We start from the raw sequence: 20,145 nt of genomic DNA, 5'->3' as shown, positions 1-20,145 counted from the left end.
GTTACTTGGTCAGTGCCGTCACGAGGGCATCGACGTACTGGGTCATCGACGCGGGGCCGCCGAACATCCAGATGCCGTCTTCCAGGCGGTGCACCTCACCGGCGGAAACGAACGGCAGAGACTTCCACACCGCGTTGGTGGCCAGGTCCTCGGTGAAGTCACCGCCGTCGGCGCCGTTGGCGATGTAGACGAAGCTGTCCGCGTTGACCGCGGTGAGGCCTTCAACGTCGGTGGAGGCCAGGCCGTAGGCGGGGTCGCCTTCCATGGTCCAGGGTGTCACCAGGCCCAGTTCGGTGTTGATGTCCGTCATGAGCGAGCCCTTGACGTACGGGCGGATGGAGACCTTCCCGTCGGCCACCCAGCCGTCGGCGAAGGCCACGCGGGACCCGCCCAGCCCGGCGTCCTCGAGGGTTTTCTTGCCCTTGGCGACGGCGGCGTCGAAGCCGGCAATGGCCTCATCGGCCTTGGCGTCGGTGCCGGTGGCCTTGGCCACGAGCTTGAGGTTGTCCTTGGCCTGGTCGATCTGCCGGCTGGCGTCCGCGGATTTCACCACCACTACCGGTGCCAGGTCTTCGAGCTGCTTGATGACCGGTTCGGCGAGGTCGGCGGTGGCCAGGATGAGGTCCGGTTCCAGGGCGGCGATGGCGTCGAAGCTGGGCTCGCCGCGGGTACCGATGTCCGTGGCACTGCCGTCCAGCGCGCCTGCCTTCACCCAGTTGCCGTAGCCCTTGACGTCCGCGACGCCCACGGGCTGGACGCCGAGGGTGGTCAGGTTTTCCACCACATTCCATTCGGTGCCCACCACGCGCTTGGCGGGGCCGTCGAGTTTGACCTCTACGCCGCGGGAGTCGGTGACGGTGACAGGTTCGCCGGTGCTGCCGGAAGCGGAGCTTGCGGGTTCTTCGGTGGTGCCGCAGCCGGTGAGCAGGAGGGCCAGGGCGGCGGTGGCGGCCAGGGCCGTGGGGAGCTTCATGGACACGTGGTCCTTTCGGGGTGGTGGGTGGAGGTGCCGCTGTGCCGTCCGACGGCGCGGGTGCGCAGCCGGCCGGTCAGCGGGTCGGTGTGGGTGACGATGGGGATGGAATAGACGCTGCTGAGCAGCTCGGCGTCGAGCGCTTCATCGGCGGGGCCTGCCGCGGCGATGCGGCCTTCGGAGAGCACCACCACGTGGTCCGCGAGCGCTGCGGCCTCGTCGAGGTCGTGCAGCACCACGCCGATGGCCACGCCGTGGTGGCGGGCGAGGTCGTGGACAAGGTCGAAGATTTCCACCTTGTAGCGCAGGTCCAGGTGGTTGGTGGGCTCGTCCAGGAGCAGCACGGAGGTGTCCTGCGCCAGGCAACTTGCCAGCCAGACGCGCTGCAGCTGCCCGCCGGAAAGTTCGTGGCCGCCGCGGGCGGACAGGTTGGTGATGCCGGTGAGTTCCATGGCGCGCTCGACGGCGGCGGGGCCGTCCGGATCCGCTGCCCGCCAGCGGCCGCGGTAGGGATGGCGGCCGAATTCGACCACGTCACGGACACTGAGCCCGTGCGGCACCGGCCGGCTCTGTGAGAGCAGGGTGACGTGCCGGGCAAAGTCGCTGCGCTTCATCATGAGGGCGTCGGCCGCTTCTCCGCCGTCGGGCCGGACCTGGACCGTTCCGGAGGCGGCGTCGTGCAGCCTGGCGAGGGCGCGCAGGAGGGTGGACTTGCCGCTGCCGTTGGGTCCAACCAGGGCCACAATCCTGCCGGGTTCAAGGCGCAGCCCGGCGCCGTGGACCACGTCCCTGTTGCCATAGCGGAGCACCAGGCCGGTGGCTTCCAGTCCGGAGAGCTGGTTCTGTTCGTTCACAAATGGAAGGTTAGCTTAGCCTTACCTAATACTTGAAATGAGTCGTTCCGCGACGGAATGCGCGTCGTGGTCGGATGTTCGGGTCGCCAGCGGCAGGCCGCGTACGACGGCGGCACAACAGTTTCGCGGTCGCGGCCGGTTAGAGGCGGGTCAGGGGCGTGGCCAAGGCCGTGGTTGGATGGTTGGCATGGGGAAACGGTTGGATGGCGGCGTCTTGATGGTCTTTGCCGTCACCTTGCTGTTCCTGTCGGTGTTGTCGACGTTCATGGTGTTCGGCTCGGGATTCGACTGGGACCCCGACGACTATTCACCCCAGTATTGGCAGGCTGAGATCCCCAAGCGCCAGTGGATTATGGCCATCGGCGTTGCCGTTCCCGCAGCCTCGATGGCAACTGCGGCCGCTTCGATGTTCGCCCGGCCCCGCCGGCCGGCACGCATCATATTCGGCGGACTGGTGGCCGTGCTGGCGTTGGTGCCGTTCGTTGTCAGCTGGTACCTCGGGGACGACGCCGTGAGCAGCGCACAATACTGGGCCTACAAGAGCCAAGGAAGCTACCCGCGTTGACCGACCTCCGCAAGCCCCGTCCCGCCGTCGTGCTGCCTAAAAGGAACCCGGGACGCGCGGAGTGCGGGCGGCGTAGACGTTGTCGTGGATTCTCTTGAACCCGCCCTGCTCGAGCTCACTGGCGTCGTAGCCGTCCGGCACCAGCACGGCGGAGACGATGCCGTTGGACCCGATCCGCGTGATCTCCTGGTTGCCCTTGGTGCCGGTGCCGCAGCCAGCCACCCATTGACGGGGGTAATTGTCAGGGAAGACCGTCAGGCAAGAGGTGCTGGCATCCTTGTTCTGGCTGACGAAGTACCGGATGCCGTCGGCGTCCGCAACGAGCCGCAGGGTGTGCTCGCCGTTCGGCACGGGAGCGACACCCTCCGGGAGGGTGTCGGCTGCTGTGGCCGGGCGGTTCAATATGGCCAGCTCCGCGGGCTTGGGAAGCGGGTTCAGCAGCACACCAAGTGCCAACGCGACGACGATCGCGAGGATGATGAGGACCGGCACGTTCAGGGTCTTGCCTGCAACCCGCGATGCCCGTGGTGTCAGTTGCCCCTGCTGGCGGGATGCCTGATCGTTGGCCGCGTCAGTGCGTTCGTGTTCCATGCGTCTGCCCCCTCAGGCGTTGGTCCCCCGAGCCTACCGGACCGCGGTTAGGGCTGCTTGCCGCCAAGCTCCGCCTGCAGGGAGTAGACATTGCTGTCCAGGATGAGCTGTGTGCACAGGCCGGTCTCCGGATTCAGCACTACTGGCGCCGCAAGGTTGACTGTGGGCTTGCCGTCGCCGGGGTTCACCACCAACAGGGTGCTGGTTTGGCCCGCAGCCGTGGCGTCCGAGGGAATAGCTGGTGAATAGTCGGGCGCGTAGACGGCCGCGTCCGCAAGGAACAGCCGCAGGGCCCCACCGCCGTGGGCCTCCAGCGCGAAAAGACCCAAAGCCCCGTCCACGGTTCGCAGCGTGAAGCTGTCTAAGCTCTCCAGGCCGGGCATCGGTGTGGTGAACGTGACCGGCATTGTGGTGATGGTGCTCATCGCAGGAAATCCATCAGGGATGGCTGCAGCACCTTGGCCGTGACCGCCAAAGCTACCTGGTAATTGGTTTCCTGCAGTTTCAAATCGAGCACCACCTGTCCTATGTCGGCGTCCTCGATGGCCGAACGCCGGGACTCCAGCGTAACCTTCTGCGCAGCAACGGCGTCCCGTGCCTGCTCCAGCAGCGATTGGCGGGTACCCACCTCGGCCCTGCCGCTGATGACGGTTTTGAGCCTGTCGTCGACGGCGTCCAGCCGGCCGGAAGGATCTGCCCCGGCACGGATGGCGGCGACGACGTCACCAACCAAGGCGAAGACCGAGCCGGCGCCATCGCCAAAGATCGCACCGCCGTCGGCGTCCACCCTGACGGTCCGGTCGGCGTCCACCCGCCGTTCAACGGAACTGACTGGCGTACCGTTGAACGCCGGTGGCTGTCCGGTAAATGCGGCGGCCGCGTCAGAGTTGCCCGCGAAGACGTTGCGGCCAAGGTACTTGGTGTTGGCGCTGGCCAGCAGGTCCTTGTTCAGCCCTTCGATCTCGGCGGCGATCGCGTCTTTGGCCGGCTGGTTGAGCGACCCGTTGGAGGCCTGCAGCATGAGGTCGCGGATACGGTTCAGGACATTGGTTGCCTGGCCCAGGGCGGAGTCGGCGGTGTTCAGCCATCCGGTGCCGTCACTGATGTTGTTCGAATACTGGTCCGCTGCCTGCAGTTGGCCGCGCGTGGCCAGCGCAGCGGCGAGGGCGGCGGGGTCGTCCGAAGGCCGGGTGATGTTCTGCAGGGTGGCGCCCTTTTCCTGGAGCGACGCAAGCTTCGCCTGGCCTGCCTGCAGATTGCGCTGGGCGGCAGCCGCCATGGTCTGGTTGGTGACTCGGTTCAGCATGGTTTACCTTCCCACCAGTCCGGTGCGGTTGATCAGGACGTCCAGAGCTTCATCGACGGCGGTCATGACCCGCGCGGCGGCCTGGTAGGCGTGCTGGTTGGTGAGGAGGCTGATGTTCTCCTCGTCCAGGCTGACGGAAGCGCCCGAATCGCGGTGCCCCCGGGCTGAAACGCTGGCGGCCGCGGACAGCTGCTCGTGCTGCTGGGCTGAGCGCGAAAGGACACCGATGCCGGTGACGACGGCGGCCCACGCCTTGTCCGGGGACGTCGCGGAGGTGCCCAGCTGGGCCAGGGAGTCGGCAACGCTGCCGTCCAGGGTGCCGGCGACAGCGGCTCCGGTGGCGATCCCGGCGGCGTCGCGGGGGACGACGCGCAGCGACATTGCCGGGGAACCCCCGGGGGCGGACGCGAAAAAGTCGAGGTTTGCTGCGCCGGTGGTCGACTGGCCCGTGCGGTGCACGGCGTTGACCTTGGCCGCCAGCTCAGAGGCGAACGAATCGTAGGAGGCGGCAGCCTCAGCGATAGCCCCGCCGGCGCCGCCAGCTGCGGGGGAGAGGAGGGACACCGCACCGGCGATCCGCCCGCCGTCGAGACCCGCCGGGTTCCCCGGCCGGTCACTCCACTCGACCTGGACAGCCGTGCCTGCTCCCGTAATAGTTGTCTGCCCGCCGAGTGAGAGGGTCCGGTACGACGATCCGGAGACCAACGCGTTGCCGCCAATCAGAACGTCCGCGGTGCCGTCCGCGTTCTCCCGAACAGTTCCGCCGGCAAGGGCGGCGATGGTTTCGATGGCGCTGTTGCGGGCATCGATCAATTCATTGGCGGAGCCGCCGCCGGCCAGCACCGACCGAATCGTTGCGTTGTAACCGGCCACCTGGGCCGCGGCGTCGTTGACCGTGGCGGTGTTGGCGGCGGCTTCGGACCGGACCTGCGTCCACTGTGCATCGATCGCCCTGTATCCGGCCGAAACTTTGCCTGCCAGGGTGGTGGCGGCTTGCAGCAGCACGGCTGCCGGTGCGGATTCGCCCGGGTGGTTGGAGACTCCCTGCCAGGCGCCCCAGAAGTCCTGAAGCGCCGTCGTAATGCCGTTTTCGCCGGGCTCCTGGAGCGTCTCTTCGATCCGTTGGAGTTCTGTGGAGCGGATGGAGGTAAAGCCGGCCTGGGCTGCGGTGGACCTCACTCCGGCGTCCAGGAAGCTGTTGCCAAGCCGGGAAATGCCGTCCACTGAGACGCCCTGCCCCGGGCGGACCCCCGGGGCCGTCAGCCCGCTGGCGGACGGGGCGCCGATGGGCGACTGCTCGATCCGCTGCCTGGTGTATCCCTCGGTGCCGGCATTAGCGATGTTCTGGCCTGCGAGGTTGATGCCCTGCCGGGCCGCGGTGAGGCCCAGAAAGGCCGTATTGAGTCCGCCGAAAGTGCTCACTGCTGTCCTTTGCTGGTACGGCTTTGCCGGTCAGATCTTCTGGTCGAAAAGCCTGGACGGCGATGCGTCGCCGGTCCGGCCCTGGGAGTCGTAGGTTGCTGCGGAGGGCCGCAGGTCCGCTGCCGTTTCCTGCGTGGAGCGGACGGCCGCTCGCAGGAACTGTTCGTTGGAATCGCGGAGTTCCTGGATGGCGGCTGTTTGGCGCTGCATCGCGGTCAGGTGCGTGGAGAGGATGCCGGCCCACGCTGCGTCAGGGGCGGCCGCCGCGAGTTCGCTCAGTGACGATTCGGCGGGCAGGCCCCACTGTTCGGCCACCGCAGCCACCTCGACCGCCCGTGCCAATCCGGCTTTGGACAGCCGTTCGAGGACTTGTTCCACTTCCTTGGTGCCGTGCGGGAGCCACCGGGACTTGCCGGCGGTGAGCAGCAGTTGCTCTTCTTCGAGCTTGAACGTCAAGAGATCCAGGAGCTCGCGTTCGCGCCACAGCAGGGCCGAAAGTTCGTGGATGGCCATTGGCTGGTCAACTCCAGTTCAGGGGGTTGGCGTCGTGTCAAGGGAAAACTATCGGCCGGTGTTGTGGGGGCGTTAGGAGCTGCTGGCCTTCCGTCCCGCCGCGGGAGCCAACAAGTGCCATTTGTTGTTTCTGCTAACCGCACTTGTTTTGCGTCCGATAGCTGGTTGTGAGGGCCCACGGATGGGCCTTCGAACAACGTCCCACATCACGGAGGAAACACCATGGGAATGCAGATCAACACCAACCTGGCTGCGAACAACGCTTACCGCAGCCTCAGCAACACCCAGAACGACCTGTCCAAGTCACTGGAGAAGCTCTCCAGCGGCCTGCGCATCAACCGCGCCGGTGACGACGCGGCCGGCCTGGCAATCTCGGAAAGCCTGAAATCCCAGATCGGCGGCCTGAACGTTGCTTCCCGCAACGCCCAGGACGGCATCGGGCTGGTGCAGACAGCGGAAGGCGGCCTCAGCCAGGCACATTCCATCCTGCAGCGCCTGCGCGACCTGGGCGTCCAGGCCGCGAACGACACGAACAACACTGACTCGCGGGCAGCCATCAAGACCGAAGCCACCAGCCTGGTCGAGGAACTGGGCCGCATCGCCGGCTCCACTGACTTCAACGGCACCAAGCTGCTGAACGGTGACAACGCTTCCCTGAAGATCCAGGTTGGTGCCAACGGTGATGCTGCCAGCCAGATCGGCGTGGACCTTTCCGGTGCCAACGTCAAGGCGATTGCCAACACGCTGAACCTCGGTGCGCTGGCCAGTGGCGGCAGCAAGTTCGACATCGCCGACGCCACAGCGCTTGCCGGCGCAGCGACCTTCAGCTCCACCAAGGATGGCGTGGTGACCACGGTTACCACCGCAGACCTCGGTGCAGCCGGTTCCTTCACCAGTGTCGAAGGCTACGCCGACGCACTGCGCAAGGATGCCGACTTCTCCTCGAAGTTCACGGTGTCAGTGGAGAAGGATGCCAATGGCGCGGGCACGGGAATCGTGGTCCAAGCCAAAGACGGCGGCGACCTGCTGGACGCTGACAACGCAACCGCGGGTACGGGCCTCGCTGCCGGTGCCGCGACCGCGTCGGTGGCAACCGGACTGGACTTCTCCAACGCGTCCAAGGCCCAGGCATCAATCACCCTGATCGACACCCAGATCAAGAACGTCTCCACTGCCCGTGCAGACCTGGGCGCAACCCAGAACCGCCTGGAATCCGCTGTGCAGACCATCAACGTGGCCAAGGAAAACCTGACCGCATCCAACAGCCGGATCCGCGACACGGACATGGCCGAGGAAATGGTCAAGTTCACCCGCAACAACATCCTGTCCCAGGCCGGAACCGCAATGCTCGCGCAGGCCAACCAGTCCAGCCAGGGTGTCCTGCAGCTGCTGCGCTAGGCCATAGTAGAAACAGGCTACTGACCAAGGCCGCTGACGCGGGCCCCGTCAGGACAGCAACGCAGCGCCGTGGTGTCCGGGAGGACGAAATCTTCCCGGACACCACGGAAAGCAGCCGCCATCACAGCGGTTAGAACCTGCAGACCGAACTTTCCGAGGAGCTTAAAGCATGGGCCTGGCCATCGATGGCTTGTCCAGCGGGTTGGACACCACCACCCTCATCAACTCGCTGATGACGCTGGAAGCCGCGCCGCAGAACCTCATCAAGACCCGTGCGGCAGCGGTGCAAAACCGGATCTCCGCCCTGCAGGGGCTGAACTCCGCCGTCGCGGACCTGGCAACCAAAGCCGCGAAGCTTGCCGAACCCAAGGGCCTGGAACTGTACACGGCCACCAGCAGCTCGCCGAAAGTCACCATTGCCGTCGGCGCCGGAGCCAAACCCGGCACTGTGGACTTCACCGTCTCGCAACTGGCCCAGATGCAGGTCTCCGTCACGAAAAATCTCTCCGCCTGGCCCGACACGACGCTGACCATCACAGGGCAGGACGGCAAGGCCACCTCGGTGACACCGTCCTCCACTTCCCTGGACGACGTGGTTTCCGCCGTCAACGCGTCCGGCGCCGGGGTCACCGCTTCGAAGATATCGGTGGGCGGCGGCGAATACAGGCTGCAATTCGCCTCGGCAAAAACTGGCGCAGCAGGCGGGTTCACCGTCTCGGGGCTGGGCGGCCCTGCGGATCTCACAACGGTCCAAACCGCGCAGGACGCGCAGATCAAACTGTGGACAGGCACCAGCGCCGAGGCGACACTCAGCTCACCAACTAACACCTTTGCAGACCTGCTGCAAGGAGTGTCGGCCACTGTTTCGGAGGTCTCTGCCACTCCCACCCGGGTGACGGTGGTCCGAGACAACGCCCAGATCAGCAGGGCAGCAACGGATCTGGTCAGCACCGCCAACGGCGTCTTGGCCCAAATCTCCACCAAAACCGCCGTGGTCACCAGCACCGACGCCGCGGGAAACCCCATCACCTCAGCCGGCATCTTCACCGGAGACAGTGCCATCCGGACGGTCAGTACCGCCGTACTGGCCGCCGCCTCGGCACCCATCGGTGGGCGCTCGCCGTCGGAATTCGGCATCAGCGTGACCAAAACGGGGACCGTTGAGTTCGACGCCACCAAGTTCAGCGAGGCCTTGGCGAAGGACCCGGCGGGGACCATGGCCGCCGTGTCCACGATTGCCGGCCGCGTTGCCAGTGCAGCCAAGCAGGCCTCGGACCCCGTCAACGGCCTGATCAGCACCAAGATCAAAGGCCAGCAAAGCACCGCGAAGGACTACGCCGCGCAGATCGAAAGCTGGGATGACCGGCTGCAAACCCGCCGGGAGACCCTCCAACGTACTTACTCCGCCCTCGAAGTGGCGCTCAGCGGCATGAAGGCCCAATCGGCTTGGCTGTCCTCGCAACTCGCCGGCCTCTCCACCTCATCAGGAAGCACCTCATCATGACCCCCACCTTCAGCCAGCTCGGAAACACCGCGCAGCGAAACCAGTACCTGACCGACTCGGTGCTTTCAGCGCCGCCGGCACGGCTGCTGACCATGCTCTACGACCGGCTCCTTCTGGACCTGACCCGCGCGGAAGCCGACCAGAACGCCGCCAACTGGTCCATGGCCTCCGTGCATCTCCTCCACGCGCAAGCCATCCTCACCGAGCTGTCCTCCTCCCTCAAGGTCGATGCCTGGGACGGCGCCAGCGGCCTGCTTGGCATCTACAACTACGCCTCCACAGCGCTGATCAACGCCAACATCCAGCGAGACGCCGGCCTCACCCGCGAAGCGATCGACCTGCTGGAACCGCTGCGGCAGACCTGGCACGAGGCCGCGGCCTCGATCTCGGCTGCGACGCCGGCAGCACCGGCCGCCCCGGCCGCGCCGGCTAGCGTGGCCGCCTTCCCCGCCTCGGCGCGAGGCACCTGGGACGCTCCCTTCCCGTCCGGCGGCGGGACCCTGGGCGTTGCCTGAGGGAACAACGTACGACGACGGCACGCACCAGGGTGCCGACCTGGAGGTTGCAGCGTGGACGGCTATCCTCGACGCAATGGAGGCGGCCGCCGACCATGCGGAGGCCCTGCTCGGCAAGCCGGACCACGGCCACCGCGGCGACTGGACTCCGGCCGGGGTTCCCGGGCCCTTGCCGCTGCAGCTGCAGGAGCGGGCACTTCTCCTGGGTGACCGGCAGGAAGACCTGGTACGGCGGCTCGAGGAAGCCCGCATGAGCACCCAACGCCAGCTCAACGCTGTCAGCTCGGTACCGGGAGTCGGGGAGGCTTCCGCCGCCGTCTACCTCGATATCACCGGCTAAGGCCCACTTGCGCGGCACACAGAAAAATCAGGTCTGACAGTTCCTAACGCGCCGTCTGTCACTGCCGATAACTCCTGACAGAGCACGGATCGCTCGACGCCACGGCCATGGATCGGCCTCAGTTTCATTACCCAGGCAGGATCGTCGTGCTCGAATCCGTGACTTCCGCTGCGCTTGCCAGTGCACTGGATGGCTTGGCGCTGCGTCAGCGCACTATCGCCAACAACATCGCGAACATCAACACGCCCAACTACAAGGCAAAGCGGGTGTCCTTCGAGGACGAACTCGCGGCTTCCGTGCGCCGCGGTAACGGGCACACTTCAGCATCCGTTGAAGCGTCCTTGGAGCCGACGCAACTCAACGGCAACAACGTGAACCTGGACACCGAGACGCTGTCCAACATCGATACCGTACTGCGCTACCAATTCGCGGCCCGGGCGGTCAACGGCCAGTTCACGTCCCTCCGCGCGGCGATGCGGACCAACTGACATGACCTTTGACGCCATCGGAATCGCAGGCACCGCCCTCACCGTGCACCGGAAGTGGCTGGACGCCGTCTCGGACAACCTGGCCAACATGAACAACGCCGCCCGCACCGACGGTGAAGCCTTCCGGGCGCGCTACATCGAAGCAGCCGAAGGAACGGACGGCACCGGAGTCTACGTGCGGAGCACTCCGGAAGGTGACGCCGAAGGCCGGATGGTCTACCAGCCGGACCACCCCCTTGCTGATGCGGAAGGCTACGTCCGTTACCCGGACATTGATCTCGCCGAGCAGATGGGCGCCCTCATCGTGGCCCAGCGCGGCTACCAGGCCAACGCCCAAGTGGTCGACCGCGCCCGCGAAACGTATCTGGCAGCACTTGAGATCGGAAAAGCCTGATGCCCATCGACGCACTCGGACCCATCAGCGGACTTGGCGCACTGGGCCGCGCCGTCCAGCCCGTGCAGGGCACCGGCTACAGCGACGGCGCAGTATCCGCCGCAGGCGCGGCATCCGGCGGTGGATTCGCCACCGCCCTGACTGGCGCCCTAGACAACCTCCAGCAGCTTCAGTCCACATCCAGAGAGCTGGCGGTCTCCGCCGTCACCGGCAACCTGGACGACATCCACGCTGCCACGCTCGCCTCCAGCCGCGCCCAGATCACCCTGGAGCTGGTGGCCGCCGTCCGCAACAAGGGCGTTGACGCCTTCAACGAGATCATGAGGATGCAGGCCTGATGCCGCCACAAATCACTGCGTTCTTCACCCGGATGGGTTCCGGGATCAAGGGATTCTCCGCAGCCCAGCGCACTCTGGCGATCATCGGCGTCGCAGTGCTTGTCCTCGGTACCGTCGCCCTGACGTCCTGGCTGGCCAAACCCGCCTACACGCCGCTGTTCTCGGGCCTGAAGGACACGGACGCCAACGGCATCGTGGAGCAGCTGCGCAAGGACAACGTCCCTTACGAGATAGCCAATGGCGGCTCCACCATCCTGGTTCCCGAGGAAAAGGTTTACGACGAGCGGCTCAAGGCCGCCGCTGCTGGGCTGCCGTCCGCCGCGGCAACGGGATACTCGCTGCTGGACAAGCTGGGCGTCACGTCGTCGGAGTTCCAGCAGTCGGTCACCTACAAACGGGCCCTGGAAGGTGAACTTGCCACCACCATCCAAGCGATGGAAGGCGTCAAGGCGGCCGCCGTGCGGCTCGCCATCCCGGAAAAGTCGGTGTTCGTGGACAAGACCCCGGACGCCACTGCGTCGGTCTTCGTCGAGACCCAGCCAGGCACCACCCTCTCTCCGGACAAGGTGCAGGCCGTGGTGCACCTGACCTCCGCGGCCATCGAAAACCTTAAGCCGGCCAACGTCTCAGTGGTGGATTCCCAGGGCAATGTCCTCTCGACCGTGGGCGGTGGAGCGGCGGGCTCCTCCTCCAAGCAGGCGGGCGAGTACCAGGAACGCACCACGGATTCCGTCAAAGCCGTCCTGGACAGCGTGGTGGGACCCGGGAATGCCACCGTGGCCGTTGCCGCCGATGTGACAGGGGAATCCGCCCAGCAGCGCAGTGAGACGTTCACCGCGGCTGCTGATGTGCCGGCCCTGAGTGAAAGCACCAAGTCCGAGACCTACACGGGAACCGGTGGGGGAGCCGCCGGAGTCCTGGGCCCGGACAATATCGCCGTACCCGGCGGCACCAACGGCAATAGCACCTTTGATTCCACGGACAGCACCAAGAACAACGCCGTCAACAAGGTCACCGAGGACCGCATCATTCCCCAAGGCGCGGTTAAGCGTCAGACGATCTCCGTGGCCATCAACCAGGCAGCCGCCGCAGGGGTCAACCTGGCATCGGTCCGGTCCCTGGTCACCTCGGCCGCGGGAGCCGACCCCGCCCGTGGCGATGTGGTCACCGTGGAGGTGCTCCCCTTCAGCACCGCGGCGGCGGACAACGCCGCCGCATCTTTGGCAGAAGCCAAAGCCGAGGCCGAGGCTGCCCAGCAGGGCGAGTTGATGAAGACGCTGGTCATCGCCGGCAGCATCCTGCTGGCGGCACTGGCTCTCATCGTGGTGGCGCTCATTTCGTGGCGCCGGCGGCAGCGCCGCGAGCCTGTGGACCTCGGCATCGGCATCGAATACCCGGTGGCCCCCGTAACCGCGCTGGAGCCGGCGCCGGCCACGTCAGCCATCCAGCTGCCGCTCGCGGAACCGCTGCCGCTCCCGGGCGCTGACGTGCTGGACGGGGAACGCCGCCGCGCCCAGATCGAGGCCATGGTGGCCGAAAGCCCGGCCCGTACCGCTGACTACCTCCGCGGCCTGATGGACGAGAGGCAGTCCGTATGACCTCCGGACAGTCCGCCGCTGAGCTCGCCATGCTGTCCGGCGCCCAGAAGGCAGCGGTGGTCCTCATGCAGATGAGCCCCGACAGCGCCGCCGCCGTTATGGCCCAGTTCTCAGAATCCGAAGCAGAGGACATCGCCGCCGAGATCGTCCGCCTGCGCCGTGTATCGCCAGCCGTCGCCGACCAGGTGATGGGCGAATTCCACGACATCGCCGTCAGCGGGCGGCGGGTTGCCCGCGGAGGCCAGGAACTCGCCGTCGGGCTCCTCGAGGCATCCTTCGGCGCGGACAAGGCGGCGGGCTTCATGGACCGCCTCGCCTCCACCATGGCCGGGAAGTCCTTCGAATTCCTGGAGGTGATGGACTCCGGCCAGATCCTGGCACTCATCGACAGCGAACTGCCGCAGACCATAGCCCTGGTGCTGGCACACCTGCGTCCCGCCAAGGCCTCCGCCGTGATGACCGGACTCGGTGACGCACAGCGCAGCGATGTGGCGCGCTGCATCGCGGTGATGGGCTCACCCACCCCCGAAGCTGTGGGCATCGTGGCAGAGACGCTGAAGAAGCGCTCCGGTGCCGTGGTTTCGCAGGGAAAATCCACGGAAACCGTTGGCGGGATCCAGCCCCTCGTGGACATCATCAACCGCTCCGATGTGGCCACCGAACGGTCCGTTCTGGACGGCTTGGAAACCCTGGACCCGGCACTGGCCACCGAAGTCCGGGCCAGGATGCTGACATTTGTGGACATCGTGAAGTTGGAGCGGCGGGACATCCAGCAGATCCTGCGGGGCGTGGCACCCGAAGTTCTGGCGGTGGCGATGAAGGGCGCACCGGCGGTTGTCCTCGATGCCGTCCGGACCAACGTCTCCGGCCGCAACCAGGAGATCCTCGAAGCCGAGATGGCCAACGCCGGACCCGTCAGGACGTCCCAGGTGGAGGAGGCCCGCGCGGACATCGTCAAGTCCATCCGCGAGCTCGAGGCCAGCGGCGCGATCGTGGTGCGGCGCGGCGAGGAGGACGATCTTGTCTACTGAGGCGCGGTTTACTGAAACGACCCCGGCCCGGGTCCTTTTCCCGCGGGTCCAGGCCACCGCGCCCTCCGATGCGCAGGACCGCGGCTTTACCCAAGGGCACGCTGCGGGGTACGCCGCCGGCCTCCGCGCCGCAGCGGCCGAGCAGGAACGGCAGACGCTGCAACGCCGGGCCGAATACGACGCAGCCCTGGCGTCCGCCCGTGAATCCTCGGACCGGGCTGTGGCCCTGCTCGCCGCTGCCGGTGCCGCCTTCCAGGAACGCTTCGAACTTGTCCTGCAGGACGCAGAGGCGGTGCTCGCCGCGGGCACTATTGACCTCGCCGAGGCGGTGCTGGGCTACGAGTTGCTCGACGGCGAACGCACCGCCAGTGCGGCGCTGCGCCGTGCGCTGGGCACTGGAAGCCGCGGCGGGAACCCCGGCGGCAACGGCAACGGTTCAGACGTGAATCCCGGCCAGCGTACCGGCCCCGATGTGGCGGCGGTGAGCCTGAACCCTGCAGACCTCCACATCCTCGAAGCTACGGGTGCCGTCACCGCGGCCCGTGCTGCCGGCGTCGAAGTTGTCCCTGATCCGGCACTGTCGCGGGGGGATGCCGTTGCGCGGTATCCCAACGGATGGCTGGATGCCCGGCTGGGCGCCGCACTGGACCGGGCCCGCGCCGCCCTCCTGGACCCGGAAAGCCAGGTCTTGCCTCCGGAAAATCCCGGAGGACGTGCATGACTTCGATATGGCGCCCGTACGGCCCGCGTTTCGCCGACGCGCTCCAGGCCGCCGCCCCGGAACGGACCGGCACCGTTACGGCTGTGCTGGGTCTCGGGCTCGAGGTCGCTGGACTGGACTGCGCCGTGGGTGACCTCATCACAGTGGGCAAGCCTCCCGGCCTCGACGCCGAGGTGGTCGCCTCGGTCAGTGGCGGGCTCCGTTGCATGCCGTTGGGCCGCCTGACCGGCGTAGCAGCCGGAGACCCGGCCCGGTCAAAAGGAAAGCCACTGATGGTTCCTACCGGCACCGGGCTGTTCGGACGGGTCCTTGACGGCCTGGGCCGCCCCATTGACGGGAAAGGGCCGCTGGTCACCGGGCGCCATGTCCCGGCGGACAACGAATCACCGTCCGCCATGCACCGCGCCCGGGTGGAGGCGCCCCTGCACACCGGCGTCCGGGTGCTGGACACCATGGCCACCCTGGGGCGGGGCCAGCGCATGGGACTGTTTGCCGGATCGGGCGTAGGAAAGTCCTCGCTGCTGTCCATGGTGGCCCGCGGCACCGACGCCGAAGTCTCCGTCATCGCCCTGGTGGGGGAGCGTGGCCGCGAAGTCCGCGAATTCCTGGAAGACGACCTTGGAGCCGAAGGCCTGGCCCGGTCCGTGGTGGTGGTGGCAACCTCGGACGAACCCGCCCTGATGCGCCTGCGCTGTGCCGTGACCGCCACCCGGATCGCCGAATCCTTCCGCGAAGCCGGAAGGGACGTGGTCCTGATGATGGACTCACTGACACGCGTGGCCATGGCCCAGCGCGAGATCGGCCTGTCCGCCGGAGAGCCACCGGCAACGCGCGGCTACCCGCCGTCCACGTTTTCGCTCCTGGCCCGGCTGCTGGAACGCGCCGGCACCGCTGAAACAGGATCCGTCACCGGGATTTATACAGTCCTGGTGGACGGTGATGACCATAACGAACCCATCGCCGACGCCGCCCGCTCCATCCTGGACGGTCACGTGGTCCTGGACCGCAAGCTGGCAGTTGCCGGGCATTTTCCATCGGTTGACGTGCTGGGATCTGTCTCGCGCGTAGCTTCCAAAGTCAACGCCCCGGGCAACACCGCGGTGGCGGCGGTGCTGCGGAAGACCCTGGCGGCCCGCCGGAACGCGCAGGACCTCATCGACGTCGGCGCTTATCACCGGGGCACCAACCCGCTGGTGGATGCCGCCCTGGACAACGAGGCCGCCATCAACAGCTTCCTGCAGCAGCGGATGGACGATTCCACCCCCCACCGCGACTCCTGGCAGGCCCTCACCGCCCTCACTTCACGCCTCGGAGCCACGCTCGAAGGAGCCGCATGAACCGCCACTTTCCCCTCGCCGGGCTCCTCCGCCTGCGCAAGCTGCAGGAAGACCAGGCAGCCGCCGGGATGTCGCGGGCCGCTTCACGGTCCCGTACAGCGGGTGACCGCCGTGCCGCTGCGCGGACCGAACTGGGGGAATCCGGTGCCACCGCCGCAAGTTCAGCGAGCCTGCTGGCAATCGCCGCTGCCCGTGCTTCATCGCAGAGCATGCTCGCGGACCTGGACGCGCTCGCCGCCGCGGCGGACGAACAGCTCGCCGAGGCCCGGGCAGATTACACGCAGGCGCGGCGCAGCGCCGTCGGCCTGGAAAAACTGGAGGGCAGGCACCACGCCGAGCGCGCCGCCGCCGATCTGTTAGCCGAGCAGGGCGCCCTCGACGAAATTGCCTGCACCGCCTGGCACCGCACCGCAGGGGAGGCCTCGCCATGAGCATGACCGACATCATCGGCCGGATCGGGACCATTGAGTCCATGATCGAGCAGCTGTCCACGCCCATCAGGGCACAGAAAAGCAGCGCTGTACCCGCCGCGGCCGCCAACGCCGCCGCCTTTGAAACCGCCCTGGCAGCTGCCGCCGGCGGGACCTCAGCGGGTTCCTCGCTGGCTGCCGACGGCCTCACCGCGCTCACCGGCGCCGGGACACTTTCCGGCGTTGCCGGCCTTGGCGCGGGCATCCCGGCCTCACCGGTGCAGGCCGGATCGGCGACGGGCACCGACGTGGCGGCCACGGCCAAGAAATACATCGGCGTCCCGTACGTGTGGGGCGGCACCAACCCGGCCACCGGCATGGACTGCTCCGGGTTCGTCCAGCGCGTGTTCAAGGACCTCGGCGTGGAGCTTCCGCGGGTGGTCAGCGACCAAATGAAGGTGGGAACGCCCGTGGCGTCGCTGGCCGAGGCCAAACCCGGAGACCTGCTGGTGAGCTTCGGCGGCGAACACATCTCCATCTACCTGGGCAACGGCAAAGCCATCGACGCACCAGTCCCCGGCCAGACCATCCAGATCCGCGACGCCTGGGAACAGCAGTCCAACCTGACCGCCATCCGCAGGATTGTTCCGGCAGCGGGGGCATCGTGATGCCCGTGCCGCTCCTGGCAGCTGCTCCCGCGGCGGGGCCAGCGCCGGTTCCGGGCGGGAACGCCGACGCCGGGGCATCGTTTGGTGCCGCGCTGCAGGAGGTCCTCGCACTGCCAGCGGGCGGCGACGACAGCCACGGCCCGGGCAGAAACGCGTCCGACGACGGCGACACCACCACGGGTGCGCAGCCGGACCTTTCGGCCGGTGCGGTGGGGGTGATGCCCGCACTGGTGGTGCCGGCACTGGTGGTGCCGGGCCAGAACCAGGTCCTGCCGCCCGGGAGCGGGGCCGCTGTTCAACAACCGGAGACTCCGGCAGCGGCCTTGGCGCCCGCCCCGTCCGTCGGTTCCGCTCAGGCGCAGCCCGCCCTCGCCGCGCCAGGCCGGGAACTGCAGCCCGTGGCCGGAGATCAACTCGGACTCGCGGTGCCCGGCACCCAGGCCAGCTCCTCGCCGGTTGCCGAACACCCGGCGTCGAGCCGGTCGGTAACAGCGCAGGTCCGGCAGCAATCCCTGGAACCGTCCCAGCCCCAGCTTTCCCTTTCCGGCCAGGGCACGGTCGCTGCGACGCCGGCCATCCAGCTCGCGCCTGCGGTTCAGACTGCCCAGCCCGCTGCACCCTTCAGCCCGCCCAGCGCTGCTCCCGGGTTCGCCGCGGGCTCACTGGCGCCGCAGCTGGCCGGCCCGTTGTTTTCCCTGGCGGCGGCGGGTCCAGGGCAGCATGTGGTGACCCTGAAAGTTACGCCCGAGGACCTGGGTCCTGTCACCGTCCGCGCCCACATAGACGGCGCGGGCGTGCGGATCGAACTGTTCGCCCCCGGGGATGCCGGCCGGGACGCGCTCCGGACCATCCTGCCCGAACTCCGCCGCAGCCTCACCGAATCCGGGCTCACAGGGTCCGGCCTGGGCGCCAGCCTGGACCTGTCCGACCACGAAGCACCGCCCGGCCGGGACGCCAATGGGCACAGCGGGCACCCCGGAACCCGCGGGCACCCGGGACCGCCACAAACCGCCCCGGCACCCGCCGTGACCGCTGCCGCGGTCCCGGCGCGCGCCGCCGTCGTACTTCCCGTAGACGGCGCCGGAAGCCTGGACATCCTGGCATGAGAACAACCCCGAAGGAGAGCCACCCATGACCGTCCAACCCGTCGGCGCCGCCACCCTGCAGACCGGAAACGCGGCGCGCCAGCCGGTGCAGTCCCTGGACTCGGACACCTTCATGAAGCTGCTGGTCACGCAGCTCAAGTACCAGGATCCGGGCGCCCCGATGGACACCAACCAGATGATGGCGCAGTCCGTACAGCTGTCCATGATGGAGAAAATGACCGAGCTCTCCACCGGCGCCAAGGAGAGTTTCTCGCTCCAGATGCGCACCGCGGCGGCGCAGATCGTCGGTTCCGAGGTGGCGTACACCCTGCCTGACGGAACCGCCGGCTCCGGGATAGCCAGCGCGGTCTCCTTCACCACCGGCGTGCCCGTGGTGACCGTGGGCAACAGCAAAGTACCGCTCGACTCAATCTCCGGGATCAGCGTCCCGGCCAGCACGTAAAACCCCGCACCCCCAAACCTCCACCCCGTCCCACGAAAGGCCCGCCCATGTTGCGTTCCCTGTACTCCGGCATCTCCGGACTCCGCGCCCACCAGACCATGCTTGACGTCACCGGCAACAACATTGCCAACGTGAACACCACCGGATTCAAGGCGTCCGCAACCCAGTTCCAGGACACGCTCTCGCAGATGACGCAGGCAGCCGCCGCCGGACAGGATGGCGCCGCGGGATCCAACCCTGCCCAGATCGGCCTTGGCGTGCGGGTGGCGGGCATCAGCACCAACTTCGGCCAGGGCTCGGCGCAGAGCACCGGGCGCGGCTCGGACATGATGATCTCCGGCGACGGCTTCTTCATCACGGGTAAGGGTGCCCAGAACTTCTACACCCGCGCCGGAGCTTTCGAACCGGACAGCGAGGGCCGCCTGGTCAGCCCGGACGGCGGCATCCTGCAGGGCTGGACAGCGGCCAACGGGGTGCTCAACACGGGCGGCCCGTTGGGCAACATCGTGCTCTCGCCCAACACAACCTCCCCGGCCACGGCCACTACCCGGACCTCTTTGGAAGGCAACCTGCCCTCCGACGCGGCGGTGGGGACCGTCGTCGAACGCCAGGTGAAGGTGTTCAACGCCGACGGTGCCGCGCGCACACTCAACCTGACCTTCAGCAGTACGGGCGCCGGCTGGGACGTGGCGGGCGCGGACGCCAACGGCGCCACGGGGACGTCCGCCATGACCTTTCAGAACGGTGCCCTCACCTCCGGCGGAACCATGGCCGTTGGCGGCATCACCGTGGACCTGGCTGCGGTCACCGGTTACGCGGGGATGAGCACGCTGACCGTGGGCACCCGGAACGGTTCCGAGGCCGGCAAGCTGGAGTCCTACACCCTGGCTGCCGACGGTTCCCTGGTGGGCTCTTTCAGCAACGGCAGCCGGGAGGTGCTTGCGCGCGTGGCTCTGGCCCGGTTCGCCAACCCCGGCGGACTGGAGAAAGCCGGCGGCTCCAGCTACGTTGCCACCGGAAACTCGGGAGCGGCCCAGGTGGGAACGCCGGGGCAGGCAGGCATGGGCACCCTGGCCACGGGATCGCTGGAGATGTCCAACGTGGACCTCTCCCAGGAATTCACCAACCTGATCGTTGCCCAGCGGGGATTCCAGGCGAACGCGCGCATCATCACCACCTCGGACGAAGTGCTGCAGGAGCTGTCTAACCTGAAGCGCTAGCCACGACGGCGCCCTGACCCCTCATCCATTGCTCCGTAACTGCCGTTTTGAGCCGCCAGAACGGCAGCTACGGAGCAGTCGATAAGGGGGTGCTAACCGGAAAGCCGCGCCGGCCGACAGTAGGGAGGGAACACCCCCACCCCGGACAGAGCAGAAACGGCCCATGATCGTTGTCACCCGCCTCAACGGCACCCGCTTCGCGGTAAATCCGGACGTCATCGAACGGATCCACGAAAGCCCGGACACGCATCTGGTCACGCTCGACGGCGCCACGTATGTGGTGCTGGAAAGCCTCAGCGAGGTGGTAGAGCTCATCGCGGACTACCGGGCCTATGTTCTCCGACGGGCACGGGACCTGCCACCCGCCACCGGGCACCCGCTCAGCATTGTCCGGACACCCGAGGAGTAACC

The 20,145-nt window shown here is 67.4% G+C and carries 25 protein-coding genes; 18 read left to right on the top strand and 7 right to left on the bottom strand.

The window, feature by feature from the left end:
- Nucleotide 1: 1 nt before the first annotated feature.
- Nucleotides 2-973 (bottom strand): ABC transporter substrate-binding protein, encoded by a 972-nt coding sequence (locus tag ACHL_RS15105; RefSeq protein WP_015938163.1) that lies wholly within the window; start codon nt 971-973, stop codon nt 2-4.
- A complete protein-coding gene (locus ACHL_RS15100) occupies nt 970-1,827 on the bottom strand; it encodes an ABC transporter ATP-binding protein (protein WP_015938162.1) in 858 nt (285 codons plus the stop codon). Before ACHL_RS15100 ends, ACHL_RS15105 begins: the two co-directional genes overlap by 4 nt.
- A 187-nt stretch (nt 1,828-2,014) precedes the next feature.
- Between ACHL_RS15100 and ACHL_RS15095 the strand changes: the two genes are divergently transcribed.
- Nucleotides 2,015-2,392, top strand: a complete 378-nt coding sequence (locus tag ACHL_RS15095) for a hypothetical protein (RefSeq protein WP_043794113.1) — start codon at nt 2,015-2,017, stop codon at nt 2,390-2,392.
- Nucleotides 2,393-2,428: 36 nt separating this feature from the next.
- Here ACHL_RS15095 and ACHL_RS23435 read toward each other — a convergent pair whose 3' ends face one another.
- The 5 genes from ACHL_RS23435 to flgN are packed head-to-tail and all read right to left on the bottom strand — an operon-like array spanning nt 2,429 to nt 6,224.
- A complete protein-coding gene (locus tag ACHL_RS23435) occupies nt 2,429-2,983 on the bottom strand; it encodes a hypothetical protein (protein WP_015938160.1) in 555 nt (184 codons plus the stop codon).
- Nucleotides 2,984-3,030: 47 nt separating this feature from the next.
- Nucleotides 3,031-3,408 (bottom strand): flagellar assembly protein FliW, encoded by a 378-nt coding sequence (locus ACHL_RS15085; protein ID WP_015938159.1) that lies wholly within the window; start codon nt 3,406-3,408, stop codon nt 3,031-3,033.
- Nucleotides 3,405-4,289 (bottom strand): flagellar hook-associated protein FlgL, encoded by an 885-nt coding sequence (gene flgL, locus ACHL_RS15080; RefSeq protein WP_015938158.1) that lies wholly within the window; start codon nt 4,287-4,289, stop codon nt 3,405-3,407. The genes ACHL_RS15085 and flgL overlap by 4 nt, the downstream gene beginning before the upstream one ends.
- A gap of 3 nt (nt 4,290-4,292) precedes the next feature.
- Entirely contained in the window at nt 4,293-5,711 is a 1,419-nt protein-coding gene (flgK, locus tag ACHL_RS15075) for a flagellar hook-associated protein FlgK (RefSeq protein ID WP_015938157.1), read from the bottom strand.
- 30 nt (nt 5,712-5,741) lie between these two features.
- On the bottom strand, nt 5,742-6,224 hold the full coding sequence (gene flgN / locus ACHL_RS15070) for a flagellar export chaperone FlgN (RefSeq protein WP_015938156.1): 483 nt from the start codon (nt 6,222-6,224) through the stop codon (nt 5,742-5,744).
- A 222-nt stretch (nt 6,225-6,446) separates the two neighbouring features.
- Here flgN and ACHL_RS15065 point away from each other — a divergent pair, with 222 nt between their 5' ends.
- From ACHL_RS15065 to ACHL_RS14985, 17 genes are all read left to right on the top strand, one after another.
- Nucleotides 6,447-7,622: a flagellin N-terminal helical domain-containing protein gene (locus ACHL_RS15065; protein ID WP_015938155.1), complete on the top strand. Its 1,176-nt coding sequence runs from the start codon at nt 6,447-6,449 to the stop codon at nt 7,620-7,622.
- A 169-nt stretch (nt 7,623-7,791) separates the two neighbouring features.
- On the top strand, nt 7,792-9,126 hold the full coding sequence (gene fliD, locus ACHL_RS15060; protein ID WP_015938154.1) for a flagellar filament capping protein FliD: 1,335 nt from the start codon (nt 7,792-7,794) through the stop codon (nt 9,124-9,126).
- Nucleotides 9,123-9,641 (top strand): flagellar export chaperone FliS, encoded by a 519-nt coding sequence (locus tag ACHL_RS15055; protein WP_015938153.1) that lies wholly within the window; start codon nt 9,123-9,125, stop codon nt 9,639-9,641. The genes fliD and ACHL_RS15055 overlap by 4 nt, the downstream gene beginning before the upstream one ends.
- Nucleotides 9,634-9,981, top strand: a complete 348-nt coding sequence (locus ACHL_RS15050; RefSeq protein WP_015938152.1) for a hypothetical protein — start codon at nt 9,634-9,636, stop codon at nt 9,979-9,981. The genes ACHL_RS15055 and ACHL_RS15050 overlap by 8 nt, the downstream gene beginning before the upstream one ends.
- A 146-nt stretch (nt 9,982-10,127) precedes the next feature.
- A complete protein-coding gene (locus tag ACHL_RS15045; protein ID WP_015938151.1) occupies nt 10,128-10,469 on the top strand; it encodes a flagellar basal body rod protein FlgB in 342 nt (113 codons plus the stop codon).
- A gap of 1 nt (nt 10,470) precedes the next feature.
- Nucleotides 10,471-10,863 carry a flagellar basal body rod protein FlgC gene (locus ACHL_RS15040; RefSeq protein WP_015938150.1) on the top strand — a complete coding sequence of 131 codons (393 nt, stop codon included), beginning with the start codon at nt 10,471-10,473 and terminating at the stop codon, nt 10,861-10,863.
- Nucleotides 10,863-11,201 (top strand): flagellar hook-basal body complex protein FliE, encoded by a 339-nt coding sequence (fliE, locus tag ACHL_RS15035; protein ID WP_015938149.1) that lies wholly within the window; start codon nt 10,863-10,865, stop codon nt 11,199-11,201. Before ACHL_RS15040 ends, fliE begins: the two co-directional genes overlap by 1 nt.
- Entirely contained in the window at nt 11,201-12,799 is a 1,599-nt protein-coding gene (gene fliF / locus ACHL_RS15030) for a flagellar basal-body MS-ring/collar protein FliF (RefSeq protein ID WP_015938148.1), read from the top strand. The genes fliE and fliF overlap by 1 nt, the downstream gene beginning before the upstream one ends.
- Nucleotides 12,796-13,830 carry a flagellar motor switch protein FliG gene (gene fliG, locus ACHL_RS15025; RefSeq protein ID WP_015938147.1) on the top strand — a complete coding sequence of 345 codons (1,035 nt, stop codon included), beginning with the start codon at nt 12,796-12,798 and terminating at the stop codon, nt 13,828-13,830. The genes fliF and fliG overlap by 4 nt, the downstream gene beginning before the upstream one ends.
- Complete coding sequence (locus ACHL_RS15020; protein WP_015938146.1) at nt 13,820-14,551, top strand: FliH/SctL family protein; 732 nt, start codon at nt 13,820-13,822, stop codon at nt 14,549-14,551. The genes fliG and ACHL_RS15020 overlap by 11 nt, the downstream gene beginning before the upstream one ends.
- Nucleotides 14,548-15,888, top strand: a complete 1,341-nt coding sequence (locus tag ACHL_RS15015; protein ID WP_015938145.1) for a FliI/YscN family ATPase — start codon at nt 14,548-14,550, stop codon at nt 15,886-15,888. Before ACHL_RS15020 ends, ACHL_RS15015 begins: the two co-directional genes overlap by 4 nt.
- Complete coding sequence (locus tag ACHL_RS15010) at nt 15,885-16,319, top strand: flagellar FliJ family protein (protein ID WP_015938144.1); 435 nt, start codon at nt 15,885-15,887, stop codon at nt 16,317-16,319. The genes ACHL_RS15015 and ACHL_RS15010 overlap by 4 nt, the downstream gene beginning before the upstream one ends.
- On the top strand, nt 16,316-16,966 hold the full coding sequence (locus tag ACHL_RS24845) for a C40 family peptidase (protein WP_015938143.1): 651 nt from the start codon (nt 16,316-16,318) through the stop codon (nt 16,964-16,966). The genes ACHL_RS15010 and ACHL_RS24845 overlap by 4 nt, the downstream gene beginning before the upstream one ends.
- A gap of 5 nt (nt 16,967-16,971) precedes the next feature.
- On the top strand, nt 16,972-18,072 hold the full coding sequence (locus ACHL_RS15000) for a flagellar hook-length control protein FliK (RefSeq protein WP_157672500.1): 1,101 nt from the start codon (nt 16,972-16,974) through the stop codon (nt 18,070-18,072).
- Between the two features lie 25 nt (nt 18,073-18,097).
- Entirely contained in the window at nt 18,098-18,514 is a 417-nt protein-coding gene (locus ACHL_RS14995) for a flagellar hook assembly protein FlgD (RefSeq protein ID WP_015938141.1), read from the top strand.
- A 47-nt stretch (nt 18,515-18,561) separates the two neighbouring features.
- Nucleotides 18,562-19,734, top strand: a complete 1,173-nt coding sequence (locus ACHL_RS14990; protein ID WP_015938140.1) for a flagellar hook protein FlgE — start codon at nt 18,562-18,564, stop codon at nt 19,732-19,734.
- A 163-nt stretch (nt 19,735-19,897) separates the two neighbouring features.
- Nucleotides 19,898-20,143: a flagellar FlbD family protein gene (locus ACHL_RS14985; protein ID WP_015938139.1), complete on the top strand. Its 246-nt coding sequence runs from the start codon at nt 19,898-19,900 to the stop codon at nt 20,141-20,143.
- The last annotated feature ends 2 nt before the right edge of the window (nt 20,144-20,145 follow it).

The sequence above is a fragment of the Pseudarthrobacter chlorophenolicus A6 genome, from assembly GCF_000022025.1.
Classification (GTDB): domain Bacteria; phylum Actinomycetota; class Actinomycetes; order Actinomycetales; family Micrococcaceae; genus Arthrobacter; species Arthrobacter chlorophenolicus.
The sequence above is the reverse complement of the archived record's forward strand: the minus strand, read 5'-3'. Positions and strand labels throughout refer to the sequence as shown.